The organism is Bacillus sp. HY001 (genome assembly GCF_007558965.1).
GTDB classification, from domain to species: domain Bacteria; phylum Bacillota; class Bacilli; order Bacillales; family Bacillaceae_G; genus Bacillus_A; species Bacillus_A mobilis.
Map to the genome: position 1 here is coordinate 1 of NZ_VLTE01000305.1, position 719 is coordinate 719.

The following is a 719-nucleotide window of genomic DNA, read 5'->3' on the forward strand; positions in this document are numbered from 1 at the left end:
ATTCAGATGGTATTACTTATATAGTCGTTACAGCAATAATTGGAGTATTATATAACTATGCTTATTGGGTATATCAAAAAAAGAATGAAAAAGTTGAAGTTACAATATCTGCTTTTTGGATTGTTGTTTTGATTCACTCACTACATAACGCTATTGTTTTTATAGCATTACATCTATAAATGTTAAAAAATAATTAGTTCTATTAGTAGTGGATTTTAAGCCAATGCTTGAGAGAAAACTAGATTATTAATGAGGTAAAAAGTATAGAACTAAAGCTTTTTCTATGCTTCTTTTTTATGTAAATTTATATTCAAGAATTTCCTTTCATATTTTTAATAGCCAAAATACACTAATTTTTTATAAGTTTACAAAATTTGTTTTTCACTAATTAGAAGTTACACACGCAACATCTTTCCCATCTTGCGTATCTTTCCTGCAAAACATGCAACACTTTTCCCATGTTGCGTACTTATTTTTCGCAACAAGCAACACCTAATATTTAAATTATTTAATTTTATATCGAAAAGAAGCAACATTTTTCCAAGTCGCGTACCGAAATTCATCTCCCACCTATCGTCGGGCTACGCCCTTCACACGCTTGAGGAAGGAAAATTCTTTCGAGAAATACGTTAAATTTATAAGAAAATTTCACTTGTTAGTATTCCATTTCTAAAAGTCTCTGATATATCCTTTGCCCCCTATTTCATATGAATATCTAG

At 29.3% G+C, this 719-nt stretch carries 1 pseudogene; it reads left to right on the forward strand.

Annotated elements, in window-relative coordinates:
- Positions 1-179, forward strand: a pseudogene (locus FOT98_RS31455) (CPBP family glutamic-type intramembrane protease); the annotation flags it as partial.
- Between the last annotated feature and the right edge of the window lie 540 nt (positions 180-719).